This is a genomic window from Streptomyces nigrescens (genome assembly GCF_027626975.1).
Lineage (GTDB): Bacteria > Actinomycetota > Actinomycetes > Streptomycetales > Streptomycetaceae > Streptomyces > Streptomyces nigrescens.
In genome coordinates this window covers 852606-867481 of the sequence record NZ_CP114203.1, presented here as the reverse complement: position 1 = coordinate 867481, position 14876 = coordinate 852606, and the positions used below count along the sequence as shown (strand labels likewise).

At 72.3% G+C, this 14876-nt stretch carries 15 protein-coding genes and 1 riboswitch; of the genes, 7 read left to right on the top strand and 8 right to left on the bottom strand.

Annotated elements, in window-relative coordinates; all coding sequences use genetic code 11:
* Positions 1-3: 3 nt before the first annotated feature.
* The gene (locus STRNI_RS04005; protein ID WP_277410547.1) at positions 4-1485 is read right to left on the bottom strand and encodes an APC family permease; all 1482 of its coding nucleotides are present in this window, start codon (positions 1483-1485) and stop codon (positions 4-6) included.
* Positions 1486-2014: 529 nt separating this feature from the next.
* On the opposite strand from STRNI_RS04005, the gene STRNI_RS04000 reads away from it, so the two are divergent.
* The 4 genes from STRNI_RS04000 to STRNI_RS03985 all read left to right on the top strand — a co-directional run bounded on the left by STRNI_RS04000 (position 2015) and on the right by STRNI_RS03985 (position 5462).
* Positions 2015-3496: a purine-cytosine permease family protein gene (locus STRNI_RS04000; RefSeq protein ID WP_159484386.1), complete on the top strand. Its 1482-nt coding sequence runs from the start codon at positions 2015-2017 to the stop codon at positions 3494-3496.
* 559 nt (positions 3497-4055) lie between these two features.
* Positions 4056-4685 carry a CAP domain-containing protein gene (locus STRNI_RS03995; RefSeq protein ID WP_266441331.1) on the top strand — a complete coding sequence of 210 codons (630 nt, stop codon included), beginning with the start codon at positions 4056-4058 and terminating at the stop codon, positions 4683-4685.
* Between the two features lie 136 nt (positions 4686-4821).
* Complete coding sequence (locus STRNI_RS03990) at positions 4822-5094, top strand: toxin-antitoxin system HicB family antitoxin (protein ID WP_159484382.1); 273 nt, start codon at positions 4822-4824, stop codon at positions 5092-5094.
* On the top strand, positions 5091-5462 hold the full coding sequence (locus tag STRNI_RS03985) for a hypothetical protein (protein ID WP_018092568.1): 372 nt from the start codon (positions 5091-5093) through the stop codon (positions 5460-5462). Before STRNI_RS03990 ends, STRNI_RS03985 begins: the two co-directional genes overlap by 4 nt.
* 22 nt (positions 5463-5484) lie before the next feature.
* On the opposite strand, the gene STRNI_RS03980 is transcribed toward STRNI_RS03985, so the two are convergent.
* From STRNI_RS03980 to bioB, 4 genes are all read right to left on the bottom strand, one after another.
* A complete protein-coding gene (locus STRNI_RS03980) occupies positions 5485-6156 on the bottom strand; it encodes a class I SAM-dependent methyltransferase (protein WP_026170149.1) in 672 nt (223 codons plus the stop codon).
* 213 nt (positions 6157-6369) lie between these two features.
* Positions 6370-7110, bottom strand: a complete 741-nt coding sequence (gene bioD / locus STRNI_RS03975; RefSeq protein ID WP_266441338.1) for a dethiobiotin synthase — start codon at positions 7108-7110, stop codon at positions 6370-6372.
* A gap of 116 nt (positions 7111-7226) precedes the next feature.
* Positions 7227-8531: an adenosylmethionine--8-amino-7-oxononanoate transaminase gene (locus STRNI_RS03970; protein ID WP_159484378.1), complete on the bottom strand. Its 1305-nt coding sequence runs from the start codon at positions 8529-8531 to the stop codon at positions 7227-7229.
* A complete protein-coding gene (bioB, locus tag STRNI_RS03965) occupies positions 8524-9693 on the bottom strand; it encodes a biotin synthase BioB (protein ID WP_018092572.1) in 1170 nt (389 codons plus the stop codon). Before bioB ends, STRNI_RS03970 begins: the two co-directional genes overlap by 8 nt.
* Positions 9694-9849: 156 nt before the next feature.
* Here bioB and STRNI_RS03960 point away from each other — a divergent pair, with 156 nt between their 5' ends.
* Positions 9850-11076, top strand: coding sequence for an 8-amino-7-oxononanoate synthase (locus tag STRNI_RS03960; protein WP_018092573.1), 1227 nt, complete (start codon positions 9850-9852; stop codon positions 11074-11076).
* A gap of 286 nt (positions 11077-11362) precedes the next feature.
* Positions 11363-11791: an ATP-binding protein gene (locus tag STRNI_RS03955; protein ID WP_018092574.1), complete on the top strand. Its 429-nt coding sequence runs from the start codon at positions 11363-11365 to the stop codon at positions 11789-11791.
* A gap of 28 nt (positions 11792-11819) precedes the next feature.
* Here the strand turns inward: STRNI_RS03955 and STRNI_RS03950 are convergent, their stop codons facing one another.
* The gene (locus tag STRNI_RS03950) at positions 11820-12737 is read right to left on the bottom strand and encodes a LysR family transcriptional regulator (RefSeq protein ID WP_148589227.1); all 918 of its coding nucleotides are present in this window, start codon (positions 12735-12737) and stop codon (positions 11820-11822) included.
* Positions 12738-12808: 71 nt separating this feature from the next.
* Here STRNI_RS03950 and STRNI_RS03945 point away from each other — a divergent pair, with 71 nt between their 5' ends.
* Positions 12809-13468 carry a LysE family translocator gene (locus STRNI_RS03945; RefSeq protein WP_159484376.1) on the top strand — a complete coding sequence of 220 codons (660 nt, stop codon included), beginning with the start codon at positions 12809-12811 and terminating at the stop codon, positions 13466-13468.
* A gap of 138 nt (positions 13469-13606) precedes the next feature.
* Here STRNI_RS03945 and STRNI_RS03940 read toward each other — a convergent pair whose 3' ends face one another.
* Both STRNI_RS03940 and STRNI_RS03935 read right to left on the bottom strand, forming a co-directional pair.
* Positions 13607-14080 carry a C40 family peptidase gene (locus STRNI_RS03940; protein WP_159484374.1) on the bottom strand — a complete coding sequence of 158 codons (474 nt, stop codon included), beginning with the start codon at positions 14078-14080 and terminating at the stop codon, positions 13607-13609.
* A 4-nt stretch (positions 14081-14084) separates the two neighbouring features.
* Positions 14085-14270, bottom strand: a riboswitch (cyclic di-AMP (ydaO/yuaA leader).
* A 292-nt stretch (positions 14271-14562) separates the two neighbouring features.
* On the bottom strand, positions 14563-14871 hold the full coding sequence (locus tag STRNI_RS03935; RefSeq protein WP_018092578.1) for a hypothetical protein: 309 nt from the start codon (positions 14869-14871) through the stop codon (positions 14563-14565).
* Positions 14872-14876: the final 5 nt, after the last annotated feature.

The window sequence follows — 14876 nt, the reverse complement described above, 5'->3', positions numbered from 1 at the left end:
GCGCTATCGGGCTGGGCGGGCCTCGCGCTCATCGTCCTGGGACTGGGTGCGCATGCGCTGGGTCAGATACCCGGCGGCGGCGATCACCAGCAGCAGGACGACGGTGCCGAGGGTGAACGCCTCGAAGGTGAGCCGGGAGACGCCCCAGACCGCCCGGAAGTCGTACGGGATGCCGAAGAGCTGCTCCAGGGTGCCCGGGAAAAGCGCCACCCATGAGCCGAGCACGATCCACGCGTAGACGAGCAGCGTCGCCACGGTGAAACCGAGGGTGCCGAACGGGACCCGGTAGGGCCGGGGCACCTCGCGGTGGCGCAGCCGCAGCGCCAGCAGCGAGGGGACCACGGCCAGATAGGACAGCAGCAGGGTGGTGATCGCGACGGTCAGCACCACCCCGAAGACGGCCGAGGCGTCTCCTCGCGCCAGGTTCATCGCGGCGGCCATGAACACGGTGGCGGTGACACCGGAGAGCAGATTCATCCGGACCGGTGTGCCCAGCCGCGGGTGGAAGGCGCCCAGGCCCCGGCTGAAGAACCCGCCGTCGGCGGCCGCCATCGCCTGCATCCGGTCGGCGACGATCATCCAGGCGCTGCCCTGGGTCAGCAGCGCCACCACGAACAGCACCGCGACGAAGGTCAGCAGCGGCCCGCGCCAGTCGCCGTAGATCCCGAAGACCAGCCGGGCGGCATCCATGAAGCCGCCGACGCCGGTGACCCGGCCGGGCGGGGCGGCCGAGAGAATGGCCAGTACCGGCAGCAGATAGCAGCAGGTGGCGATGGCCCCCGACACCCCGATCGCCACCGGCACATCGCGCTGCGGAGCGAGCATCTCGTCGCCCGCCGCATTGGGCGCCTCGAACCCGACGAACGCGAACAGCAGCACCGGCACCAGCGCCAGAAACCCCACTCCGGTGGGGGAGAAGCCGGTGCCCTGCAGACCGCGGAAGCCGTGCTGGATCCCGTACGCCACCGCCGTACCGGTGAAGAAGGCCAGCGCCAGGACCTTGGCCCCGGCGCCGGCCGTGGTGATCCATTTGCCGCGGCGCAGCGAGACCACCGCGGTGAGAATCGCGGCCCAGATGAAGACCAGCTTGAAGGCGTAGTCCGCCACCGTCCCCGAGCCGAGCGGGAGGACGAAGCCGTCCCAGGCCCCCGCGGCCACGAAGACCAGCGAACCGCCGAGCCAGACGGGATTGGTGACCCAATAGAACATGGTGGTCAGCACGGCCGCCGGCCGCCCGAAGGCCACCTCCACCCAGACATAGGGCCCGCCTTCCTGCGGGAACGCGGCTCCGGTCTCGGCGAACACCAGGGCGTAGGGCACCAGGAACGCCACCGCGATGACGGCGATCCAGATGACGGCCTGTCCGCCGCCGGTGGCGATCTGCCCGATCACATCGAAGGAGATCACGGCGGCGACGCCCATCGCCATGATGTCGAAGCGCCGCAGACTGCGCTGCAGATGCGGGACGGGGGCGGGGACGGACACGGCGTGGTCCTCCTGATGGCCGGTGCGGTCGCGAACGGTCCGGTCCGTCGCTGATCCCTCCGGGGCCGGGCCCGCGACGGATCACATCGTGCGGCATCGGCTCCGGCAGCCACGGCAGCGGCACGCGCCGCGATGCCCGCCCGCGCCCGGCTCTCGGCCCGCCCGCGCCCGGCCGGTGGGCCGGAACGACCGGCCGGGCGGGGAGCCGGAATGTCCGCCCGGGCGGGCAGCGGACCCGTCGGCCCGCAGCGCCACCGCCCGGCCGCCGGCGTCCGTCGCCTCGTGCGCCGGCCGCCGGTTGCGGACCGCGTCCTCGCGCCGCGCGTCCCCCACCGAAATGGAGATCCGGGGGAGGACCGATCTTGGTCATTGACCTCATGGCCCGGGTGCCCGAGACTCCCGTTCAGCCCCCCTCGTCGGCCGCCCCGCCCCGCCGGTCATGCGGCAGCTCCATGCTGCCCGCCGCCGGTTGGCCGTCCCGTACCCACCAGCCCGCGACCCCGCGCGGGCCAGCCCCGAGGAGGCCGCCGTGACCCATCGGCACGGAGCCGCGCAGCCCGACGCGGTCGCACACCACACCGTCGACGAGGTGCCGGAGCCCGCACGGCACGGGTGTACCCGTGATCTGTTCACCCTCGGGTTCGGTACCCATATCGCCCCGTTGGCGCTGGTCACCGGCGCGATGGCGGTGCAGGTGTTCCATCAGCCGCTGTGGTCGGGCGTACTGGCGGTGCTCGTCGGGCAGTTGCTCGGCGGGGTCTTCATGGCGCCGCACCGGGCGCCGGGCCCGCAGTTCGGCCTGCCGCAGCTGATCCGGAGCCGGGCCCGGTCCGGCTCGCTGGGCGCACTGCCGGGCGTGGTCCTCGCGGCCGCCCTGTACGTCACGTTCTTCGCCGCCCACCTCGTGCTCGCCGGGAAGTCGCTGCACGTCCTCACGCCCGGCCTGCCGGTCGGCGCGGGCATCCTGCTCGGCGCCGCCGGCTCCGCGCTGCTCTGCCTGATCGGTCACCGTCTGATCCACGCCCTCAACAAGGTGGCGGCGGTGGTCCTCGGCCTCGGCCTCGTGGCCGGTCTCGCGCTGGCCGTGACCCATGGCCTGCCCGGGGACTTCTTCACCCGGGGCGGTTTCACCTTCGCCGGCTGGCTCGCGATCGTCTCGCTCAGCGCCCTGTGGCAGCCGGCCCTCGCCCCGTACGCCGCGGACCGCTCGCGCGCGCTGCCCGGGACGGTCCGCACCACCACTACCTTCTGGGCGACGTACGGGGGCGCCTGCCTGGGCTCCCTGCTGCCGTTCCTGGCCGGTGCGGCCGTCGCCCCGGCCTGCCCCGGTCCGGACACCGGTGCCGGAATCGGCGGCGCGGCCGGGTCGTTCGGACCGGTGCTGCTGGTGCTCTTCCTCTTCAGCGTCCTCCACCACAACGCGCTCAACCTCTACCGCGCGGTGCAGGCGACGCTCACCATCGGGCAGACCCTGCGGACCCATTGGCGGCCCCGGCCGAGGGTCCGCGGTGCGGTGTCCGCACTCGTCCTGGCCTGCGGGCCGGCCCTCGCCCTCGGTCTCGCCGGCGACTTCGTGACGCGGTTCGCCGATCTGGTCCTGGTGCTGCTGGCCGCGCTGGTGCCCTGGGCCGCGATCAACCTCGTCGACTTCTCGCTGCTGCGTCACGGCAGCCAGGACCCCGATGAGCTCTGCGACCCGGACGACGCCCCCTACAGGCGGTTCGACCCGGTCGCGCTCGGCTCGTACGTTCTGGGCATCGCCGTCCAGATCCCGTTCCTCGCCGGCGATCTGTACACCGGGCCGCCGGCGGCGCACTTCGGCGGCGCGGATCTGTCCTGGCTCGTCGGGCCGGCCGTGACCGCGCCGCTGTACTTCCTGTGGGCGCGGTCTCGGCTGCGGCGGTGCGAGGGGGGCGCGGTGCTCGGCATGCGCGAGCAGGCCGCCCGCATCCTCGATCCGCTCCGGCCCTTGTACCCCGAGGACGTACGGGGCTTTGCGGACACCCGTTAGGCGAGCCGGACAAACCCGATTCCCTGCTTCGGCCCCGCACTTCGCAGGCGCATCGCAGGCGCAGAAATTCTGCGCCTGGGCCGAAATTCCCTTTCCCTGGTCGCAGTGAAAAGGCGACGCAATACTCTACCGGAGTTCCTGGCTATTTGCTGGCGATCACCCGCTCTTCGGTGCAAGTCCCTTTGTGACGAATGACCTTCCGGAGGCGGGCCCGCGGTGAACTTCTCTCCCTCAGTAGGGGCTGATTCGCAATGCTCTCTCAACTCTCCTACATGAAGGGGCGGTTGCGGATCGGGCCGGGATGACTGAAGGGCTGACGTGGCGTCATCATGCTTTCAAAGGGGGTTTAAGGCGGGCATGTTGCGTCATTCCGGCCGCGTCCGGGGCGTGACGGTGCCTCTTCGGCCGAGAATCGACCCTGGCTTGTTTTGTTACGGTGACCCCTGTTCTCGGAAAGGCAGTTCGGGTCACCGGACTGCCTGTGGGAAGTGGCAGGCGCCTTCCGTGTGCCCGCCGCATTCCGTTCCGGCATCCCCCCATGGAGACGATTTAGTTGAACGTGAAATTCTCATCGCCGAAGCGCGAGGTCCGCGGCGCACACCGGCGCAGGGCCCGGATGATTCCGATCGGCATCCTGGCCGCCGCCGGTGTCCTCGGCGGATCGCTGGCCGTGTTCAACTCCCAGGACAACGCGACGGCCAACGAAGCCTTCCCCCAGGCCTCGCACACCGCCACCCCTGACACCACGCCGAGCGGCCGGCCCTCCGCCCCCGCGCCGAAGGCGACCACGTCGGGGAACAGCAAGATCGACCGCTACGAGGCCGAAATTCACCGCCTGGTCAACAAGGCACGGGCCGAGCACGGCTGTGCCCCCCTGCACCGTGACCCGCGCATGGACAAGGCGGCCCGGCTGCACAGTCAGGACATGGCCGCCCACAGCCACTACTCGCACACCTCCACCGACGGCAAGGGCCCCAAGGAGCGGATGGAGGCGCAGGGGTACCAGGACGCCTCGGCGGAGAACATCGACGCCTGGCCGACGACGCCCCAGGGCGCCTTCGACGCCTGGATGGACAGCCCCGGCCACCGGGCCAACATCCTTGGCTGCAAGTCCAAGGGCACCGGCATAGGTGTCGCCCTGGGCGGTAAGCACCGGGCTTACTGGACCCAGGACTTCGGCTACAAGTAAGCCGGGCCGCGGGACGGCGCCCGCCCGATGCCGCGCAGACGGGCACCCGGGCGGGCGGCGCCCCTCCGGAACACCTCCGCAGCGTTCCGCACCTCGCCGCTTGCCGCTGCTAGCAGATGCGCGCTAGCTTTGAGGGGTGGCGAAGACGCAGCTGAACGTCCGGGTGGACGAAGCCACTGCCGAAGCGGCGCGAGAGCGCGCTCTGCAGCGGGGAGTGAGCATGAACCGCTATATCGAGGAGCTCGTCCTGAAGGACGCCGGCGAGGTCGGCCAGACCTTCGTCGAGGCCGCCTCCGACTTCATGAAGCAGTACGAGCGCGTCTTCGCCGAGGAATTCGGCCGGCAACCGGACAGCCTCCCTGCCACTCCGAGCACCACCGACCGCGAAGGACTGCCGGGCACAACGTGACGCTGCGCATCGACCTCGCCTGGCTCCTCCTGATCGCCGAACAGCACACCCCCGGAGACCCCCAGGTCACCGACTGGGGCGCCCTGGTGGCCGCCGTCAGCCGCCATGAAGCCGAGATATTCGGTGTGCCCGTCTACACCGACCCCCAGGACCGCGCCGCCGCGCTGCTCCAACTCCTGCTCCAGGTACCGGCGCTGGAGGGCGCGAATGCGATGTTCGCGACCGCCGTCGCCTACGGCTACCTGGTCGCCAGTGGTCTGAAGATCGCCACTTCCCCCGAGCAGGTCCGCGACCTCGCCCGCCTCGTCAAGAGCGGGACGGCCGACGTCCGGGCCATCGCGGACGAGCTGCGCACCTGGACGGTGTGAGGGCCGCCGCCGCGCGGGCCGCTCAGTCGGCCGGCCGCCGCGCCGTGCCCAGCACCGCCGGCGAGGTCGGCAGCGTCGGCCCGCGCTCGGGAACCTTCAGCCGGCGCACCCGCAGCACCTCGAACCCGGCCGCGCGGATCTCGCCCAGCGGGTCCCGGCCGGTGTGACAGCCGCCCATCAGCAGCGGCCAGACCGTCCGGTCCAGCGACCACTGCACCGCCGCAAGACCCCGCCCCGCGGCCCGCCCGTGCTCGAAGAACCGCAGCTCACCGCCCGGCCGCAGCACCCGCCGCAGCTCCAGCAGGGCCCGCTGCACCTCGTACACCGAACACAGCACCAACGACGCCACCGCGGTGTCGAACGCTTCGCTCTTGACCGGCAGCGCCTCCGCCACGCCCGGCACCAGATCCACCGGTACCTCCGCACGCGCCGCCGCCGACCTGGCGACCTCTCGCAAGGTGGGCTCCGGCTCGATCGCCACCACCTCCGAGACGGTCCCCGGATAGTGCGCGAAGTTCAGCCCGGTGCCCGCGCCGACCTCGATGACCCGGCCCGTGGTGCCTGTCAGCAGCTCCTTCCGGAGCGCGGCCACGCCCGCCCGCGCATCCGCGGCCGGACCACAGCAGCTCGCGTAGAACCGGGCGAACACCGGGTGGTGCACCGTGCCGTGCGGAACTCTTCTGCGCTGCCACATGACGGACCCCTTCGCCGACGCTGCCCGCTCCTGCAGTCAGTCTCCCCACCGGGCGGGCAAGGAGTCACCGGCAGCCACCGCGTCCGCCGTCCGGAAATCCGTACGAGGCGAGGGTCGTCGCACCGCACCGGGGACTTCATCCGGCCGCCGCCTCCCCTCCTCACCCCACGGGCTGCGCCCTCGCGGCGGGATGCCGGCGGCCGGGTACCGGCATCACGAGGGAATGCGGAACCCGCCCGATCCGCCGAGCGCCGACGCCAGCCAGTCCGGAGCCGCGGCGCGGAAGGCGTGCGGCGACAGCCCGCCGGAGCCCTCCGGGACCAGGCCGACGAGCGGGGCGCCCGCGGCGTCCGGGAGGTCCGTCAGATTGCAGCGGGCGGCGAGGTCGGGCTCGGCCGGCCAGCTGCCGATGACGACGCCGGGGGAGTCGAGCCCGTACGAGCGCAGTGCCAGCGCGGTCAGCGCGGTGGCGTTGAGGGTGCCCAGGCCCGCCGGGGCGACCACCAGGACGGGGGCCTGGGCCAGCCGCGCGGCATCGGCGAGCGTATGGCCGTCCGCGTCGAAGCGGACCAGCAGGCCGCCCGCGCCCTCGACCAGCACCAGGTCGTGCGAGGCGGCCAGCTTGGCGGCGGCCTCGGCGATGTCTTCCGGGCGCACCGGCGGCAGACCGGCCCGCAGCGCGGCCGTCGCGGGCGCCAACGGGTCCGGGTAGCGGGCGAGTTCGACGCCGGTGACCGGGCCGGCCAGCCGCTCGACCTCCGCCGCGTCACCCGTCTCATGGGCCGTGACACCGGTCTGGGCCGGTTTGAGCACGGCCACCGAACGGCCCCGGGCGAGCGCCGCCGCGGCGATGGCCGCCGTGGTCACGGTCTTGCCGATCTCCGTGCCCGTGCCCGTCACGAACAGCACCGACATGGTCTGCCTCCGACTCTGCGCGGCCGATCCCGCGCGCAATGACTGTGAATGTTGCTGTGTGCACGGTGCTCACCGGCACCGGCATCGTTTCCGGGGCGAAGGGCGGGACGGTGGGGCGGCGGGGCGCGGAGCACCGGCCACCGCCGCCCGGGAGGTCAGCCCTCGCGCGCCGCCGCGCACACCGCGGCGCAGATGCGCGCCACATCGTCGTCGCCCGTGATGTACGGCGGCATGGTGTAGATCAGATCCCGGAACGGGCGCAGCCATACGCCCTCCCGGACCGCCGCCCGGGTGGCGGCCGCCATGTCCACCTCGTGGTCGAGCTGGACGACACCGATCGCGCCGAGTACGCGCACCTCGCGCACCCCGGCGACGCTCCGGGCCGGTGCCAGACCGTCCCTCAGCCCGGTCTCGATCCGCTTGACGTCCTGTGCCCAGTCCTGGGACAGCAGCAGTTCGATCGAGGCGTCGGCGACGGCAGCGGCCAGGGGATTGCCCATGAAGGTGGGGCCGTGCGCCAGCACCGGCAGTGCGCCGCGGGAGATCCCGTCCGCCACGGCAGCCGTGCACAGCGTTGCCGCCAGGGTGAGATATCCGCCGGTCAGCGCCTTGCCGAGGCACATCACATCGGGTGCGACACCCGCGTGTTCGGCGGCGAAGAGGGCGCCCGTACGGCCGAAGCCGGTGGCGATCTCGTCGAAGACGAGCAGGACGTCATGGGCGTCGCAGGCCTCCCGCAGCACCCGCAGATAGCCGGGGGAGTGGAACGACATCCCGCCCGCCCCCTGCACCACGGGCTCCACGATCACCGCCGCCAGCTCGTCGGCGTGCCGTGCGATCAGCTCGTGCAGCTGCGCGGCATACGCCTCGTCCGGCGCCGCGTCGAAGCCGGCCGGTGGTGCTTCCGCGAAGATCTGCCGCGGCAGCACCCCCTGCCACAGCTCATGCATCCCGCCGTCCGGATCGCACACCGACATCGGCTGCCAGGTGTCGCCGTGGTAGCCGCCCCGCCAGGTCAGCAGCCGCTGTTTGCGCGGCTTCCCCAGCGAGCGCCAGTACTGCAGGCACATCTTGACGGCGACCTCGACCGACACCGAACCGGAGTCGGCGAGGAAGACGTGCTCCAGCGGCTCCGGGGTGATGTCGACCAGCCGCTTCGCCAGTCGGACGGCCGGCTCATGGGTGAGCCCGCCGAACATCACATGGCTCATCCGTCCCAGCTGGCCGCGCGCGGCGTCATTGAGCACCGGGTGGTTGTAGCCGTGCACCGCCGACCACCAGGACGACATGCCGTCGACCAACTCGTCCTGGCCCTCGGCCGGTTCGGCCAGCCGGAGCCGGACACCGGACGCCGACTCCACCAGCAGCGGTGCGGCCTTGCCGGGCATCGGCCCGTACGGATGCCACACATGCTGCCGGTCGAGCGCGAGCAGTTCGCCGGGGGTGAGCGGCTCAGGCATTGGGCGGCAGGTCGGTACCGGCACCGCGGCGGCGTACCGACACCAGATCACGGCGGGTGTCGTCGGACGGCGCCGGGACGGTGGCGGCGGGCTCCCCGGCGGCGTCCGCGGGCTCCCCGGCGTCCTCGGACGCGCAGGCTCCCTCGCCGCAGCCCTGCCTGCGGTGCTCGGGCAGCGTCGTGGTGTCCGTGCCCTCGACCTCGAAGCCGGCGTCCGCGATCATCGCGAGGTCGTCCTTGCCGGCCTGGCCCTCACTGGTCAGATAGTCGCCGAGGAAGATGGAGTTGACCAGGTGCAGGGCGAGCGGCTGCAGACTGCGCAGATGCACCTCGCGGCCGCCGGCCAGCCGTACCTCGACGTCCGGACAGACGAACCGCACCATCGCCAGGATGCGCAGCGCGCGCTGCGGGGTGAGGTTCCACTCCTTGGCGAGCGGGGTGCCCTCGAAGGGGATCAGGAAGTTGACGGGGACGGAGTCCGCGTCCAGGTCGCGCAGTGCAAAGACCACATCGACGAGGTCGGCGTCGCTCTCCCCCATACCGGCGATCAGCCCGGAACAGGCGGACATACCGGCGGCCTGGGCCTGCTGGACGGTCGACACCCGGTCCGAGAAGTCGTGCGTGGTGCAGATGTCGCCGTATGTGGCTTCCGAGGTGTTGAGGTTGTGGTTGTACGCATCGGCGCCCGCCGCGCGCAGCCGGCCGGCCTGGCCGTCGGAGAGCAGACCGAGGCAGGCGCAGACCTCGACACCCTCGTTCTGCTCCTTGATGGCGGAGATGGTCTCCGAGACGCGGTCCACGTCCTTGTCCGTGGGACCCCGGCCGCTGGCCACCAGACAGACGCGCTTGGCGCCGCCGGCCACCCCGGCGGCGGCCGCCTTGGAGGCGTCATCCGGCTTGAGCCAGGTGTACTTGAGGATCTCGGCCTTCGAGCCCAGCCGCTGGGAGCAGTACGAGCAGTCCTCGGGGCACAGACCCGACTTGAGGTTGACGAGATAGTTGAGTTTGACCCGCCGCCCGAACCACTGGCGGCGTACCTTTCCGGCCGCGGCCACGACATCGAGCAGTTCGTCATCGGAGGTCGCCAGTACGGCCAGCGCCTCTTCGCGGGTCGGCAACTCGCGCCGCAGTCCCTTGTCCACCAGTGTGTTCAGCAGGTCCATGGCGTTGATCCTGGCGTACGCCACCGCCCCCGGCCAAGGAGGATTCCCACAACGACCCCGGATCGAGGTGTGTGTATCACCACACTGTGGGCGTGCGGAACGACCGCTAACGTCTATCGACAGCCGACAATCGAGGCCGACAGACGAAGGACGCCGATGCCGCAGGACACCGCCCCGTCGCTGCTCCATGACACCACGCCGGCGACCCCCGACGAGACCGCCGCCGCGCCCTCCCGGCCGGTGTACGGCGCGGCCTTCGACTGGATAGACGAGGCCCGCGCCGCCCGCCATCGTGCCGGTCTGGTCCGCTCCCTGCGCCCTCGCCCCGCCGACTCCCGGTTGCTCGATCTGGCCAGTAATGACTACCTCGGACTCGCCCGGCATCCGGAGGTCACCCGCGGCGCGGCCGCCGCCGCGCACCGCTGGGGCGCCGGTGCGACCGGCTCCCGGCTCGTCACCGGCAGCACTGAACTGCACGCCCGGCTGGAGGCGGAACTCGCCGCGTTCTGCGGCTTCGAGGCCGCTTTGGTGCTGTCATCCGGTTATGCCGCAAATCTCGCCGCCGTCACCGCACTCACCGCCCCCGGCACCCTGCTCGTCTCCGACGCGGGCAACCACGCGTCCCTCATCGACGGCTGCCGGCTCTCCCGGGCCCGTACCGAAGTGGCCCCGCACGCCGACCCCGAGGCCGTTCGCGAGGCGCTGACCGGCCACGACGGCCGGGCGCTCGCCGTGACGGACGCGGTGTTCTCGGTCGACGGTGACGCCGCGCCGCTCCCCGCGCTCGCCGAGGCCTGCCGGGCAGCGGGCGCCGCACTGCTCGTCGATGACGCCCACGGCCTGGGCGTCCTGGGCGAGGGGGGCCGCGGTGCGCTGTGGGCCGCCGGTCTCGCCGGTGACGGCGATGTGGTGACCACCGTGACGCTTTCCAAGTCGCTCGGCTCCCAGGGCGGAGCGGTGCTCGGCCCGGCCCGGGTCATCGAGCATCTGGTCAACACCGCCCGGTCGTTCATCTTCGACACCGGTCTCGCCCCGGCGGCGGTCGGCGGCGCCCTGACCGCGCTACGGCTGCTGCGCCGCGAACCGCAGCGCGCCGCCCGGGCCGTCCAGGTCGCACGGGAGCTGCACGACCGGCTCACCGCGGCGGGGCTGTCCGCGGTCCGGCCGGACGCCGCGGTGGTCTCGGTGCGTGCCCCCTCGCCGGAGGCGGCGGTCCGCTGGGCCGCCGACTGCCGTGCGGCCGGACTCGCGGTCGGCTGCTTCCGGCCGCCGTCCGTGCCCGACGGGATCTCCCGGCTGCGGCTGACGGCCCGCGCGGATCTGACGGATGCCCAGCTCGACACGGCGGTCGGCACGATCGTGGCCACGGCGCCGGCGGTCTGACGCACACGGGCCCCGGCCGGAGCGGACGGCCGTCGTCGGCTCCGGCCCCGGATGTGTCCGGAATCCGGTGGTATGGGCATCCCAAATCCGGTCTCGCGGAGCAGAGTTCACCGCAACGAGCGATAGATCTCCGTATATGTGGGTGGATCGAGTTCCTCATCGCCAGTACGGGTGGCAGTCTGGCGCCCAGCAGAAGTCCGAGGCCGCACCGGTGTCCGGAGCGGCATCCCGGCTCCCTGGTCAGTGGACCGGGGCCGGGCCTCGGTGGGAAAGGGACGGCGCCTCGATGGCAGACCACCATGCATCCTCACTGACTCTGCCGAGCGCCCCCGCCTCGGTCCTCACCGCCCGCAGACACGCCCTCGCCGTGCTCGCCGAATGGGGCCTGCCCACCGACTCCGCACTCGCCGATTCCCTCCGTCTGATCGTCTCCGAACTCGCGACCAACGCCGTCGTGCACACCTCCGGCCGGTCGCCTGAATTCACCGTCGAACTGCGACTGGACCGCGACGAACAGCTGCGGGTCGGCATCACCGACAGCCATCCCCGCCGTCCGCGCCGGCTGCCCGCCGCCGTCCAGCAGGACAACGGCCGGGGCCTGGTCATCATCCGCTACCTCGCCGCGGAAGCCGGCGGCCGCCTCTCGGTCGTGCCCACCGAGTCCGGCGGGAAGACCGTCTGGATCACCGTGCCGTGGCGGGCCGCCGCCCTCTGACGACCTCTGCCGCACCGGCTGCCGGCGGCTACGGCGCGGGGGAGTGGCGGCTGAAGGCCCCGCGCAACAGGGCACGCAAGGTGTCCGCGGCCGGGCTCCCGCCGCCGGGACGGTAGGCCACCGAGATCCGGCGGTGCAGCTCCGGCGGGTCCAGCCTGCGGATCCCCAGCGGGGTCACCGAGCCCTCCGCCATCATCTCCGGCACCACCGCCACCCCGAGCCCCGCGCTCACCAGTGCACACACCACCGCATAGCTCGGCGACTCACAGCGCACCGCCACACTCGCCCCGGCGGCCGCCAGCGCCTCCTCCACCGCACGCCGGTTCGGGTTGGCCGGCGCCATGCTGACCAGTGGCTGACCGGCCAGCTCGGCGAGCGGCAGCCGTCCGGCACCCGCCGACAGGGCATGGCCCGGCGCGGTGACCAGCACCAGTTCCTCGGTCAGCAGCGGTTCGAGACGCACGCCCTCCGGCGGCGGCATCGCCTCGCCCGGCACATACTCGTGCGTCAGCGCCAGATCGACCTCGCCCAGCGCCACCGCCGCGGCGGCCTGCGGAGGTACGTACTCCGTGATGCTCAGCTCCACATCAGGGTGCGCACGCCGGAAGGCGCTGAGCGCGGGCGGCAGCAGATGTGTCCCGGCGGTCATGAACGTGCCGACCCGCAGCCGGCCGCCGGACAGCCCGGTCAGCCGGGACAGCTCATGCCGCGCCTGATCCAGCTCGTCTAGCACCCGCCGGGCCCGTACGACGAGCAGCTCACCCGCCGCCGTCAGCCGTGCCCCGCGGTGGTGGCGCACCAGCAGCGCCGCCCCCGCCTCCCGCTCCAGCTTGGCGAGCTGCTGGGAGAGCGCGGGAGCGGTGTAGCCCAGCCGGGCGGCGGCCCGGGTGATCGAACCGGACTCCGCCACCGCTACCAGAGCGGCCAGCCGGGTGGGGTCGTACATAAGAACCTCTTTAGGCTCCCCAAGAACATTGCCAATACCCATTAAAGGCTCTGACCAGCGAAGCTGCTCCCATGGACGGACAGCTGATCGCCTTCACCGGAATCGCCGCCGGCATGGTCACCATGCCGGGCGCGGACTTCGCCGTCGTGGTGCGCAATGCGCTCGACTCGCGCCGGGCGGGGGTGGCGACCGCCGTCGGGGTCGCGGGCGGGCTGCTGGTGCACACCGCACTGGCGGTGGCCGGGCTCGCGGCGGTGCTGGTCGCCGTGCCCGCGCTCTTCGGCGCCGTCCAACTCCTGGGCGGGGTCTACCTGTTGTACCTCGGCGTCGGCGCGCTGATCGCGGCCGTCCGGAGCGCGGGGGCGCACGCCGATTCCGCGACCGGCCCGGCCGCCGCACCGGCCGACGGCCCGGCCGCCCTCCTGGGCACCGCGCGGAGCCTGCGCCAGGGCTTCCTGACCAATGCCCTCAACCCCAAGGCGCCGGTCCTCTTCCTCAGCCTGCTCCCGCAGTTCGTCCCGGCCGGTGAGCCCGCGCTGCCCCGTACGCTGCTGCTCGCGACGATGGTCGTCGCCATGGCGCTGGTGTGGTTCCCCGCCGTTGCGCTGCTGGTCGACCGGCTGGGGAACTGGCTGCGCCGTCCTCGGGTCACCCGCGCCCTGGAAGCCACCACCGGGGCGCTGCTCACCGCCCTGGGCGGCGTCCTGCTCATCGAGCTCGTGCTCGCCTGAGGGACGGGCACACCCCGGGGCCCGAGGTCAGCCGCGGCCGCCGGACGGCATACGCCCCTTGCCGGGTTGCCCGGCCAAGTGGGTCAAGTAGGCCGAGCTTACCGGCAATTGATCACACGTAAGACGAGATACCAGAGGTCATCCCACGCGCCCGTACGAGACCGCGCGGCTCCAGATCCGCTCCAGCCGCACCACGCTCCCGGCCTTGGGCGCATGCCACATCCGGCCCCGGCCCGCGTAGATGCCGACGTGGTAAATGCCGCCGGCGGAACGGAAGAAGACCAGGTCACCGCGTCGGCGCAGGGAGGCCGGGATGTGCCGGGTGCGGCCGTACTGCGCGGCGGCGGTACGGGGGAGCGCCCGGCCGGCGCGCTTGAACGAGTACAGCGTCAGCCCCGAACAGTCGAAAGTGTGCGGCCCTTGGGCGCCGTACTGGTAGGGGGCGCCCCTCTTGGAGGCCGCGATCCGCAGCGCGTGGGCGGACACGGTCGCGGCTTCGGCGTTCCCGGCCGTTCCCGGGGCGACGGTTGTCCCGCCCAGGGTGACCAGCGTCAGAGCGGTGACGGTGCCGGCGCGTGCCAGCAGATTCGGCGTCTGCATGCGCACAGTCATGCGCAAACCCTTCGTCAGCCGCCTGCGAAGGAAGACCTGTCGGGTTCGGGCAGGCGAAGATGCCCGGCCGTGCGTACGGCTTCACCCCAAGGAGCCCTCGGCCGTAAGGCCGGGACCCCGTCCTGCTCGGGTCCTCCGCTCCCGCCGATCCACAACGTCGACCGGACATCCGGTACGGCGGCGGGATTAGGCGCCCGTCCGGACCGCCCCGTCGCTGTGGCGGGGTCTTGCCGTCGAAGGGATCGTCACGCACCCGACACCCGAATTCCGAGCTGAAAATGCCGTATGTGAGATGGGTCACATTTCGCCTGAATGGTTAGATTTGTTCCCTCAGGTGCCATGGCGCGGGGTGTCGCACCCCCCTGGACCAGCGGCGAAACATCAAGGGTCCCAGGAATCGTGTTCGCCCCGCGCAATTCGTCGCCTCCTCACATCGGGCCCAGTCGCTACGCCGTATGCGCAGGTCCCGTGCGCGTGTCGGGTCAGATGTCGTCGGCCGGCGGCACCGTCACGAGTCCGGCCCGGCGTTCGCCGTCCAGCACCCGCAGCGCCCGGGTCAAGGTCTCGCGGTGCAGCTCGCTCTCGCCGCGGTCGTGCATCAGCGCCAGCGCGTCGCGCAGTCCGGCGGCCTTGCTGACCAGCGCCTGGGCGGCCCGCAGTCCGGTGTAGGTGCCGCCGCCGCGGGCCGGGTTGATCCTGCCCAGCAGGTCGAGCACCTCCAGGTAGTGGTCGATCAGCTCACCCTCGGCACGTGTCAGGGCGGGCAGCGGCGGCAGTTCCGGCGGCAGCATCGGGG